The sequence below is a fragment of the Rhodococcus sp. SB1D genome, from assembly GCF_048573875.1.
GTDB lineage: Bacteria > Actinomycetota > Actinomycetes > Mycobacteriales > Mycobacteriaceae > Rhodococcus_F > Rhodococcus_F qingshengii.
The window spans coordinates 70,946-82,443 of record NZ_JBMAIQ010000002.1; the positions used below are offsets into that span (position 1 = coordinate 70,946).

12 protein-coding genes are annotated in these 11,498 nt (G+C 61.7%); 4 read left to right on the forward strand and 8 right to left on the reverse strand.

The window, feature by feature from the left end; genetic code table 11:
• The first annotated feature begins 5 nt into the window (after positions 1 to 5).
• From ACN50D_RS05830 to ACN50D_RS05845, 4 genes are read left to right on the forward strand one after another with little or no spacing between them, the layout of a single operon-like run.
• Positions 6 to 353, forward strand: coding sequence for a cupredoxin domain-containing protein (locus tag ACN50D_RS05830; protein ID WP_050656040.1), 348 nt, complete (start codon positions 6 to 8; stop codon positions 351 to 353).
• Complete coding sequence (locus ACN50D_RS05835) at positions 350 to 2,149, forward strand: ABC transporter ATP-binding protein (protein ID WP_307850438.1); 1,800 nt, start codon at positions 350 to 352, stop codon at positions 2,147 to 2,149. Before ACN50D_RS05830 ends, ACN50D_RS05835 begins: the two co-directional genes overlap by 4 nt.
• 11 nt (positions 2,150 to 2,160) lie before the next feature.
• Complete coding sequence (locus ACN50D_RS05840; RefSeq protein ID WP_211921026.1) at positions 2,161 to 3,894, forward strand: ABC transporter ATP-binding protein; 1,734 nt, start codon at positions 2,161 to 2,163, stop codon at positions 3,892 to 3,894.
• A 25-nt stretch (positions 3,895 to 3,919) separates the two neighbouring features.
• Positions 3,920 to 4,609, forward strand: a complete 690-nt coding sequence (locus tag ACN50D_RS05845) for a SanA/YdcF family protein (RefSeq protein WP_211921024.1) — start codon at positions 3,920 to 3,922, stop codon at positions 4,607 to 4,609.
• A 95-nt stretch (positions 4,610 to 4,704) separates the two neighbouring features.
• Here ACN50D_RS05845 and ACN50D_RS05850 read toward each other — a convergent pair whose 3' ends face one another.
• The 8 genes from ACN50D_RS05850 to ACN50D_RS05885 all read right to left on the reverse strand — a co-directional run bounded on the left by ACN50D_RS05850 (position 4,705) and on the right by ACN50D_RS05885 (position 11,206).
• Positions 4,705 to 5,541: a hypothetical protein gene (locus tag ACN50D_RS05850; RefSeq protein ID WP_042447112.1), complete on the reverse strand. Its 837-nt coding sequence runs from the start codon at positions 5,539 to 5,541 to the stop codon at positions 4,705 to 4,707.
• 74 nt (positions 5,542 to 5,615) lie between these two features.
• A complete protein-coding gene (locus tag ACN50D_RS05855; RefSeq protein WP_019745578.1) occupies positions 5,616 to 5,939 on the reverse strand; it encodes a cupredoxin domain-containing protein in 324 nt (107 codons plus the stop codon).
• Entirely contained in the window at positions 5,939 to 6,286 is a 348-nt protein-coding gene (locus tag ACN50D_RS05860; protein WP_064073870.1) for a plastocyanin/azurin family copper-binding protein, read from the reverse strand. Before ACN50D_RS05860 ends, ACN50D_RS05855 begins: the two co-directional genes overlap by 1 nt.
• Positions 6,287 to 6,313: 27 nt before the next feature.
• Positions 6,314 to 7,903 (reverse strand): multicopper oxidase family protein, encoded by a 1,590-nt coding sequence (locus ACN50D_RS05865; protein ID WP_211921022.1) that lies wholly within the window; start codon positions 7,901 to 7,903, stop codon positions 6,314 to 6,316.
• Positions 7,900 to 9,219 carry a hypothetical protein gene (locus ACN50D_RS05870; protein WP_007729697.1) on the reverse strand — a complete coding sequence of 440 codons (1,320 nt, stop codon included), beginning with the start codon at positions 9,217 to 9,219 and terminating at the stop codon, positions 7,900 to 7,902. The genes ACN50D_RS05865 and ACN50D_RS05870 overlap by 4 nt, the downstream gene beginning before the upstream one ends.
• A complete protein-coding gene (locus tag ACN50D_RS05875; RefSeq protein ID WP_211921090.1) occupies positions 9,216 to 9,887 on the reverse strand; it encodes a methylamine dehydrogenase light chain in 672 nt (223 codons plus the stop codon). The genes ACN50D_RS05870 and ACN50D_RS05875 overlap by 4 nt, the downstream gene beginning before the upstream one ends.
• Before the next feature lie 75 nt (positions 9,888 to 9,962).
• A complete protein-coding gene (locus ACN50D_RS05880) occupies positions 9,963 to 10,571 on the reverse strand; it encodes a redoxin domain-containing protein (protein WP_019745575.1) in 609 nt (202 codons plus the stop codon).
• A gap of 44 nt (positions 10,572 to 10,615) precedes the next feature.
• Positions 10,616 to 11,206: a MauE/DoxX family redox-associated membrane protein gene (locus ACN50D_RS05885; protein WP_031330762.1), complete on the reverse strand. Its 591-nt coding sequence runs from the start codon at positions 11,204 to 11,206 to the stop codon at positions 10,616 to 10,618.
• Between the last annotated feature and the right edge of the window lie 292 nt (positions 11,207 to 11,498).

The window sequence follows — 11,498 nt, forward strand, 5'->3', positions numbered from 1 at the left end:
GCAGAATGTCAGTTCGCACCGGATTGACCACATTGATCGCTGTTGCAGTGGTATTCACACTGACGTCGTGCGGCAACGATTCGACGGGATCTACCGAGCAAGCGCCGGTCGAGATCTCGGTGAAAAACCTTGCGTACACACCGAACTCCGTCACCGTGCACACAGGACAGACCGTCACGTGGATTTTCGAGGACCAGGGAATGCCGCACGATGTCGTGTTCGCCGAGTTGGGGATCAAGAGCGATCTCCAAGGAAGCGGAACCTACAGTCAGACCTTCGACAAAGCCGGAACGTTCACCTACACGTGCACACCACATCCGAACATGACCGGCACGATCATCGTCGAAGAGTGAGTGCGGCAATGAAAGTGAACGAGGCCGCAGCCCCGGAAGACTCGCCTGGACTCGTCGACCGCGACGCTTTGGGCAGGATGATCGCGCCGGTGAGAAATCAACTCCTCCTAGGGGCGGGTCTGTCGGCACTGTCGGTGCCGTTGCGATTCCTGCCCTACGTTGCGGTGGTCGAGATCGCGCGGGTGCTCCTGACCGACTCGTCGTTGAACCTGGTCTGGCTGTGGGCCGCAATCGGTGCAGCGGGCACAATTCTCGGTTTTGTCGTCTACAACGCAGCGCTGACCGTGTGCCACACCGCCGACGCGCATTTCAAATACTCGATCCGCTCGCGTATCGCTCGGCATCTGTCCCGAGTTCCTCTGGGGTGGTTTGTAAATGGTGGCACCGGTGAAGTGAAGCAGGCGATGACGGACGACGTGAAGCGGATGCATCTTCTCGTCGCTCACCTTCCCGCCGACGTGGTGCCCGCGATCCTGTCGCCGATAGTGGCCCTGATCTATCTGGTGGCGATGGACTGGAAGTTCAGCCTGGTCCTGGTCGGCTACATCGGAGTGTGTCTCGCTCTCGCCGCGCCGTCGATGCGCAGAGCCTATCGAACGAACGTCGACTCCTGGAATCTTGCAATGTCGACATTGACCTCTGCGACAGTAGAACTGGGCGACGGTATCGAGGTTGTCAAGACGTACGGGAGTGGGAGTCGCGCATTCGCGCGCTACTCGAGCGCTGTCGATTCGATGGTTGCGGTGTGCGTGCGATGGATGTCGGGGATGGGAAGGCCGGTGGTCGCGATGTCGATCCTCCTCTCACCGGCGGTACTCATCGTGGTCATCACGGCGACGGGAACTGCAATGTTGTCCGGGGGTTGGATTACCCCGGTAGCTCTTGTTGCCTTTCTGGTCGTCGGAATCGGTGTTCCGTCGTCGGTTCTGCACATGGGAACGATGGCCAACCTCTACCGCGAAGGCCAACTGGGAGCGACTCACGTCGAGAGCATCCTCGGCGAACCAGAGCTGGCCGAACCTCAGGATGCAGTGCCTGCTCGCAGCACTTTGGTCGAATTCGACAGCGTCGGCTTCGAATACACCACTGGGCAGCGCGTCCTCGAGAACATCTCCTTCGAGATGCAACCGGGCACCGTGACCGCGATCGTTGGCCCCTCCGGCTCCGGAAAGACCACTTTGGCGCGTCTACTTCCGCGGTTCTGGGACGTGACGGATGGATCTATTCGCCTCGGTGGAAGCGATTTACGAGATCAGTCCAGTCGTGAAGTCTTGAAATCGATGGCGATCGTCTTCCAGGATGTCGTGCTCTTGCGGGACACCGTGCGCGAGAACATTCGGCTCGGCAGACCAGATGCAACGGATATGGAAGTGGAGACAGCGGCGAAGCGGGCGCAAATTCATGACGTGATCGTGCGACTGCCAGACGGGTACGACACCGAGATCGGTGGTGGTTCGGGCGGTGAGCTGTCGGGTGGGGAGAAGCAACGCCTGACGATCGCCCGCGCCATCCTTCAGAACCCGCCGATCGTCATCCTGGACGAGGCGACTTCGCAGGCCGATCCCCACAGTGAATCGGCCGTTCAACGCGCACTGGGCGAGATCAGTGCAGACGGCGGCACCATGATGGTGATCGCTCATCGACTGCACACCGTCCGATACGCAGATCAGATACTCGTTCTCGACGCCGGGCGGATCGTGGAAAAAGGTACGCACGAACAGTTGTCGGCGCTCGGCGGAACCTACGCGCGGATGTGGGCGCTCCAGAACCCCCTCGTCGAAGACATATCTCCGTGAAAGGCGCTGCAATGATTCAAGACCTGGACGAAATCCTCGGGCGCGGCAATGGGATGCGATGTCAGATAGCAGGTTTCACGCTCGCTGGGATACTCGAGGGTGTCGTCTTTGCACTGATTATTCCGATCCTGAAAGCGGTGGTTCGCGGCGATTACGACGCCGCAGTGCCGTGGGTTGTCACGGCTGCTCTCGTGGCGGTGGCCTGTGGCGCCGTACGGTGGATCGCCGAGAATCGGGCGTACCGCATCGGAATCGAGGGTTTTGCCGGTGGAATCATGCATCGCCTCGGTGAGCACGTGGTGCAGGTTCCGCTCGGGTGGTTCAGCAAGGCAAACCGTGGAGCGTTCACTCGCCTGGTCACCGAGGGCACGGCTATCTTGATGAGCATCCCGGGAATGATCATCGCGCAACTCGTCACCGTCACGGTGACTCCAGCGACAGTGGCGATCGCTGTGTTGTTTGTGGACTGGCGACTGTCCCTCGCGATGGTCGTCTTCGTTCCACTGGGGATTCGGGCTTACCGCAACGTGCAGCGTGCGGTTGTTCCCGAATACGAGGCGATCGGCAAGAGCGAATCCGAGTTGGCATCGCGCGTCGTCGAATATGCACAGGCGCAGCAAGTTCTACGTTCGGCCGGTAAGAGCGGCGAAGGCTGGACTCGGTTGGACGAAGCTCTTGTGTCCAACCGGGACGCACACCTGCAGGAAATCGGATCGGTCGACAAGTATCTGCTGCGGTTCATGATCGTCGTTCAGGTTGCCTTTCTCACCGTCCTGGTACTGGCGGCACTGCTGGTCACCACCGGGTCCATCGACACAGCAAGCGTGATCGTTGTTCTCGTGTTGGCCGTGAGGTTCGTGGAGCCGATGCAGATGCTCGCAGGATTCGGTGAAGGTATCTCACTGGCCCGGGTGTCGCTCGGATCTGTCCGAGAGATGATCGATGTACCGGTGCTGGCGGAGCCTGAGGTGCCGAAAGAGCCTACTTCGTATGATATTCGGTTCGATTCGGTTTCCTTCGGCTACGGCCCGGATCGCGTGATTCGTAACGTGAGCCTCGAGTTCCCGGACTGCTCGGTCACCGCTCTGGTCGGTCCTTCCGGTTCCGGAAAGACAACTCTGGTTCGGCTGATCTCCAGATTCTGGGACGTAGACGAAGGTGCGGTAACCATCGGGGGAGCCGATGTTCGCGAGATCGGAACGAGAGCATTGATGTCTCGGATATCGACTGTCTCACAGCAGGTTTACCTGTTCGACGGGACCATCCTGGAGAACGTTCGGTTGGCGAGACCGGATGCCACCGAGTCGGAGGTCCGTCAAGCAGTGGTGGATTCCAGACTAGGCGAAGTGATCGACCGTTTGCCGAGCGGCGAGGAGACCAGGGTAGGTGAAGGCGGATCACTGCTGTCCGGCGGTGAACGTCAGCGGGTCTCGATTGCGCGGGCATTCCTCAAGGACACTCCGATAGTTCTACTCGACGAAGCGACTTCCGCCCTCGACGGAGAGAACGAAGTCGCCATCACCGAGGCAATTCACCGATTGGCCCGTGGTCGAACGGTGGTGATCATCGCTCATCGCCTGTCGACTATTCAGGGAGCAGATCGCATCGTCTACCTCGAAGCCGGAGGGGTCGAGGAGGTCGGCTCCCACGAAGACCTGATCGCGCGAGGTGGAAAGTACTCGGATCTGTGGGCCGAGCGCAGTGGCGCGGAGGGATGGAGGATCGACCGAGCGCCTAAGCGGTGAAGAAACCGTGTGGTTTGATCGACGAATGGACGAAGCCGCTGCAGATCCAGTGAAACCGCCGCGCAAGCGCCGGTGGCCTCGTTGGGTCGCAGGCATTGCGGTGCTCGGAGCAGTTGTCTACGTGGGCTCGATCGTGTGGATCTCCGTGGCGTCGGCCGGCCACACGTCGGACGCCGCCGATGCTCCCGATGCTCCAGTAGTGATCGTGCTGGGCGCGCAGATCAAGGACGGTAAGCCGATGGCTTTCCTGAAAGGGCGGCTGGACGCAGCAGTCGAACTGGTGGAAGCGGGAAAGGCTAAAGCGGTCCTGGTCTCCGGCGACGCGAACGGCGGCTCGGGTGACGAGATCGCCGCGATGACGAACTACCTGGTGGAGCAGGGAATCGATGCGCGTCGCATCGTGGGGGATCCGTACGGCCTCGACACCTATGACACCTGCTTCCGGGCCATACATACGTATGGGGTGACCAAGGCGTTGATCGTCACTCAGGGGTATCACGTGCCACGCGCCGTGGCATTGTGCCGAGACGTCGGCATCGACGCAGACGGGGTGAACAGCGATTGCGGGTGCGCAACTCCGACGCTGATCAAGAACGCCGCGCGGGAGTGGGTCCTTGCCAAGCCCAAGGCGGCGCTCGACATGCTGTGGAGCCGGGACGCAAAGGTGACGTCGCCGTCGGAGGACTCGGTCCAGGTGGCGCTGTCGATTCCCTGACGCGGGGTGAGTGCGCACGGTTTCTGTCGAGTGAACACACGCTCCGGAGAGTCGGAGCGTGTGTTCACTCGAGGTGAAGGGTGCTCGGTCGAGAGTCAGATCAGTGCTGCGGCGGCGAATGCTCCCAGTGCGATCAATGCCGCGCCGGTGACGCTCTGCACGCGACGGTCCACGACGCACATGATCGAGAGGAATCCCGGCATCGAGCCACCGCGCTTGGTGTGCACGATTGCCGCGAGGCTGGGCATGCAGCGGCCAAGGGATACGACTGTGAACAGCGCCGCCCCGAGAGCCGGTGAACCCGAAGCCATGACGCCGAGTGCCAGGAGGTAGTACGCACTCGAGCGGATGAAGATCAGAAATCCCGGACCGATGATCGCGCCGAAGATCAGCGAGACCTTCCAGGGCGCCATCGTGCGGCGCAGATGGCGCGGAAGCTGTTGGCGCCGCATCGGAGTCGGCATGCTCACCGCACCCAACTCGTGCAGCCCGTATGCAACCGCGACGACGGCCCAGACGCCCAGCGCCCAGCCGACCGGCACGTACCCGGACATCGCCGCACCGAGAGCGCCGATCAATGCCCCGGTGACGGCTCCCGTCGTGACCGAACCCAGAGCGTGCCAGCCGAGTCGGCGGACGGGAGTCGAGGATCCCTTCCGATCGACTTGCTTCGGCGCCGCAACAACTCCGGCGACGGACATTCCGCAGGTCGACCAGTTCGCGGCCAGCGACGTAACCAGCCCGGCGCCGATAACAGCTGTGGTCAAAGCTGTTGTCGCAGATGGCGTGGCCACGAGTGCGAGGCCGGCGCCCGCAGCGGCGCCCGCCGCGACGAGGCTGACACGGGTCGCGGTGCCGACCGATCCTTGAAGGGTCGGCCGGATGTCAGGGACGTCGGTTTGCAGTGGGCCGTGTGAGAGAACAGTAGTCATCAGATCCTCCGAAGTGTTTGTGGTTCAGGAAAAGTGTCGAGCCGAAGTCGCAGCGAAAAGTGATGAGCCAGAGTTCACAGCACTGTGATGACTCCGATCATGTACGGGTGCACGGAGCACGAATATTCGTAGACTCCGACGCTCTCGAACGTGTGCCGGAACGTTCCGTCTCCGGTGATACCGCTGTCGAACAGGCCGGGTGATTCCACGTGATGCAGGAGTCCGCCGTCGTCGAAGCGCCACTCGACGGTGCCGCCGTGCTCCACGGTGACGTCCATCGGGCTGAACTGAACATTGCTGATCTCGACCACCACATCGGGGACGGGATCTTCTGTGCCGCAAGCTGGGACACACGTCGCCGCGACAGCGAGGCCGAAGCCGACGATCCACCTCCTCACTATTGAACGATCACGGTGCCCACCATCATCGGATGGGGCGTGCAGTGGTAGGTGAAGGTGCCGGCGTCGTCGAACGTGTACGAGAAGGTTCCCTCGGTGAGCAACTCGCTCTTCAGTTTCCCGTCGAGATCACCGTTGCCGACCACGTCGTGGGGGAGTCCGCTGTCGTCGAACTTCCATTCGACGGTCTGTCCCTTCTCGATGGTGACCGATGCCGGTGTGTACGCCATGTTCTTCACCTCGATCACGACTGCAGGTTCGTCCGACGACGCACCGGCATCACTACTGCAGGCGGTGAGGCTCAGGGCAGCGCACGCGACCAGGAAAGCGGGAACGAGTTTCTTCATGAGGTGTTCTCTCCATTCTTCGACTTGTCAGCGGACGTAACGCAGATTTGCCGTCATGCCGGCCTCGAAGTGGTAGGCGTTGTGGCAGTGGAACATCCACTCGCCGGGATTGTCGGCGTCGAACTCGATGGCAAGCTCGGTGCCGGGTAGGACGTTGACGGTGTCGCGGCGAAGTCCGCCGTAATCCGGTACCGCAAACGTGTGGCCGTGGGTGTGCATCGGGTGCCACATCGTGGACGTGTTCTTCATCGTGATCCGGACCCGTTCGCCCTGTTTCATGACGAGCTTGCCCGCATCGGCTCCCGCCATTCCCCAGACGTACCGATCGCCGGCCTGGATCAATTCGATGTGGTAGTCGCGATCAGGCGACTTCGTCTCGAGCCGTGCGGATTCCGTGGGCCGGAGTTCGCTTTCGGTGACCAGTCGGCCGGCCAGTTCCGAGAGGTTTCCGCCCACATCCGGGTTCGCCAGGGCCAACGCGTCGGTGCTGCGTAGGACGGTCGACGCATAACCATCTCGGCCCTCGACCTTCGCCACCACCGGCCATGTTCCCGACTTCACCGTCACCAGCACGTCGTAGCGCTGCGCCATTCCGACGATGATGGTGTCGGCAGGAGTTGGTTCCACGTCGTAGCCATCGGTAGCGACAATTGTCATCTCGTGACCGGCCACAGCGAACCGATACGGAGTTTCGGCCGCTGCGTTGATGATTCGCAGTCGCAGGGTCGAACCGGGCGCTGCAGTGACGACAGCAGGATCGTTGGGTGGCCGCCCGTTGATCAAGTGCAGTGGATACGCGATGTGTTGAGTCATCCCGCCGAGTGGTTCGGAAGAACCGTGTCCGCCGCTCACCAACTGTTGCGCGACGGACATGTCGGCTTCCGAGTGTTCCGCCGGAGTTGTTGCCCCACCGCCGTGTCCGCCGTGCCCGCCCGAAATTGCCGGGTTCAGGGCCATCAGGACGGAATCCGGTGTGGTACCCAATCCGTCGAGCCAGTCGTCGAGCACCAGAACGGCATCGACGTCGGCCCCGGTGATGTCGTTCGGGTTCTCGACGATCAAGGCGCCGAACAGCCCCCGATCGGCTTGTAATCCGCTGTGCGAGTGGTACCAGTACGTTCCCGGATCCGTTGCGATGAAGTTGTACTCGAAACTCGAACCGGCACCGATGGGAGCCTGCGTGGTGGGTGCCGCGCCATCCATGTCGTTGCGGACTCGAATTCCGTGCCAATGCAGTGTTGTTTCGGCGTCGAGGCCGTTCTGGACGCTGACGTTCACCCGGTCACCGGACTTCAGGCGAAGTTCCGGAGCCACCGCAGCGCCTCCGTACGTCCACGTGTCCACGAGGCGTCCGCCAAGATCTACCGTCGAGAATCCGGCGGCAAGGGCAAACGCAGCGGTGGTCCCGTTCCAGGCTCGCGCCGATTCTGCGGCGGCAACTTCGGGGTCGGTGGGCAGGATGTAGTCGAGATCGGTTGTGGGCGTCGGAGATGCTGCAGTGGAACTGCATCCGGCAATCGTCCCCGTTGCGCCGAGCCCGAGTGCTCCGGCGCCGAGTGCTCCCAAACTCAGGAAGCGGCGCCGGCCCATCACCACACCGGATCCGGGACGACTCATCGGAGTACTTCTGGTGTGATCAACCCGCTGACATCCCCGACGTTGCCCGAGACATCGACGGAACTGACCTGCTCGCCGGTGCTCGCGTTGTAACCCACGATCTTCTGCGGAGCGGAGCCTTCGACCTCAGGTCCGGTACCGAGCACGTAGAACGTGGCGCCGTCGACGGAAAAGGTCATGCTCTTGATGTCTGTCAAGCCGAGGTCTGCAAGCGTCAAGCTCTTCACTGGGGCGAAGGTCGTTGCGTCGGACAAGTCGATCTTGACCAGTGAGCCTCCCCGAGCAGAGTCCGGATGAATAGCCGTGTCCGTGTACGCGATTGCGAGCCGGGTTGCGTCGGCGTTGATGACGTTCTCCGAGAATCGACCGGAGTCCTGCCCGGCGTTTCCGATCGGCTTGACACCTTCCTGAGGTAGTCCGTTGGAGAAGTCGAAGACGTACACATCGCCGTTCTCACTGACCAGCAAGGCTTTATTCGCTTTCGATGCCCACGTGACCTTGCGGGTGGAGACAAAATCCTCGGGTAGGACCTTGCTTCGGGCGGTTTCCTTCGGAACACCGTCGTCACCGATCGTGACGTGCAGCAGTTCCCGGGTGTCCTCGCAGACGCTGTACAGCTCGTGATCGACCATCCACGTGAACGGACCGCAGCCGACTATCTGGAGTGCACCGGTCGCTTCCTTCTTCTCGAGGTCGACCACTCTGATGCCGTACAAACCGTCGTCCCACGTGACGAAGAACTTGCCGTCGGAGGTCACGGCGTTCGAGCCGGGACGGGAATGTACGCGTGCGACGTCCGGAAGCATGACCTCGGCTGGTTCCAGCAGGTTTCCGGAGTAGGTGCTGACCGTGAAATCTGCTGCGCCGCGGGAACCTCGGGGCCGCCACACCTCGGCAGCGAGCACCGCAGGATCCTCGGCGGAATCCCCGACGAATCCGTGAATGACCGGATCCCAGATACCCGGGCCGACGGTGATCCGGCTCTCGGCCACACCGGTTTTCGGATCGATGACGTTGACGCTGAGCTCGAGTTGGCCGAATCCACCTTCGACGCCCAGCAAGCGGTCAGCTGCGATCGGGGTGATCGAACCGACGTGCAACGGCTCGGGAATGGTGTCGCCGATTTCCTGGTCGTCGTGACCGAGGGAGATTCCCTCGCCCGGTGCAGTGAACGGAACTGTCGGATAGGTGACATCACCTGCGCTGGAAGGTTCGTCGTTGTCGGACGAACTGCAACCGGCCAGCGCGAGTACGACGGTGAGTGGGATGACGGCAACGGCGGGTCGCGCCAGTTTTCGGGTTCGCGGACTGCTCATGATCCGGCACCGACCTTGGGGCGCTCGGCCGGTCGAGTCTGGCAGTCCTCACCGATGATGGGCGCCATCGTGCAGGTGTATGCCTGGGACTCGTCGGAGACACACCAGATGATTTCCTGGTCGTAGCTTCCGGAGACCGGGTTGTACATCACGGCCTGCATGTCCGGTTCGCCGCAGAATGCGTTGGAACACGAAGGCGCACCGCAGCAGTCGTAGTAGGCGATCAGATAGGTCTTGCCGGTATCAGGGTTGGTGCAGCATCCGACCCAGAACTCTGCGCCGGGCTTGCTGCCGGGGGCGCAGGTGGTGACACCGCCGCCGTTGCATGCGGCACACGACGTTCCGTCCATGTTGCACCAGCGCCAGTACTCGCACTCGGCCGGATCTTTACCGTCGTAGACAGGGACAAGAGGTTCGGGGCCAGGTGCCGGCGCAGGAACCTCGGACTCTTGGGCGAAGGCACTACGTGTCACAGGAAGTGTGCTGATCAGTGCCACTCCTGACACACCCATGGTCCACTTGCCGATCCGGCTGATCATGGACCGCCGCGAAACGCGTTCGGAGAGTTTGCGTCCGGTTCGACTGGTGAGCGAACCGCCCTGGCCCGCCATCCATTCGGCCTGGGCCTGAACTGTCGCCTCGTCGACGGGATATCGGTTCTCCGTCATGTTGTGCTGCGGGAATTCATTGTCGTCCAACGATTTTCTCCTGATTCGTGAAGAGGATCGAACTGTGCAGGAAGATCAGGCCGCGCTGCCGGATTTCGCCTGGGCATGAAGGTGCTGGAGTGAGGGGGTGCCGGATTCGAGCGCATTGAGCAGGCTTTCCACCTGAGCCATGTGATTGCACAGGCCCTTTCCTCGGATCTTGCCGTGCTCGTCGAGAATCACGCCGTACGGAGTGGTGCCCACTTGGTACGCGATACCGACGTCTCGAGCGTCGATGTAACTGAGCTCGGAACCGATCCCGCTGCCGGCCAGGAACTCGCGATGCTCTTCGGGTGTTCCGTCCGAGATGATGATCACGTCGAGATCCGATTCGGCTCGGGCCATTGCCCTTACGCCGGGAAGAAGGCTCTTGCACGTCGAGCAACTCGGTGCTGTGAACAGCAGGAGTTGAGGTTTGTCGCGGTGACCACCGACTCCGACGGTCCGTCCTTCCTGATCGATGAGACCGGCAAACGACGGGCCGGCCTGTTCGACCTTGGGGCCGGTATCCATCATCCGGGCACCGAGAGGTCCGAGACGTACTTGTACGCGGCCGATTTCACGAGCCAGAGCAAGAACCATCAAGAACAGTACGGCTACGGCGATCACCAGGATCACTGTCGCGACAAGGAGGAAAGTGGTCATCGTGGTAGTCCTGCCTTCGAGTTTTCAGTGGTGGGGATGTGAGTTCACGAGCCGTACCGGGACGCGGTTTCGGCGGTTCGGAGGCGAATGGAGGCACTCGACAGGTAGTCGTCGACCGGGCGTCGTCCGAGGTGGACCACCGAACGAATCTGTGCGAGAGCAACTCCCGCCAGAACGAGGAGGAATCCGAAGGTCGCCGCCACGACCTGGACGCCGATCTCAGCCTGTCCGGCGGTGACCGACAGTGCCACAGCGATCACCGCGAGTGTTCCGGCGCGAACGGCGTGGAACCATCCGATACGCGGAATCTCGCCGACTCCGAATGCAAAACATCCGCAGTCCAGATCGCGTCGCCCACGCAGGAGGTTGATCGTGAGGCCCGTGAAGAACGACGCGAACATGACGGCAGCAACCAAGGCGGCGAGGCGATGGGCCACGCCGAGAACCAGAAGGATGCCTACGACGGTTTCCGTGACGGGAAGGATGCGAGCGATAGGTACTTCGAGTCGCACCGGCAACACTTTGTATCCGCGCACCGAACGAAGGACCCCGTCGTGGTCGTTCAGCTTGGGAATGCCGGCGAGCAGGAGAACAAATCCGATGATCGCCGAAGTGGTGGCGCTGACCAAGTCCATGCTTCCTCCGTTCCTCTCGGGTAGTGCCGGTGGTGTGTGGGACACATCCTGTACGGGCGATGCTGCGAACCCGCGTCGACCGCGCTACGCCTGGACGAGGTGCAACTGAGAGAGCAGTTGTCGTGTGAGAATCGGAGAACTCGCAGGTCAAGGTGCTCCCGGAGGGGACGGATACCGTCGGCCGCCCTTGATCCGGCATGACGCTGGGTGGGAAACAGAGTCGGATTCTCACTTGAAAGTTCTGTGCGCGCCATCGTGGAAACTGCGCGGAAACATAAGCGGACTAACTTGA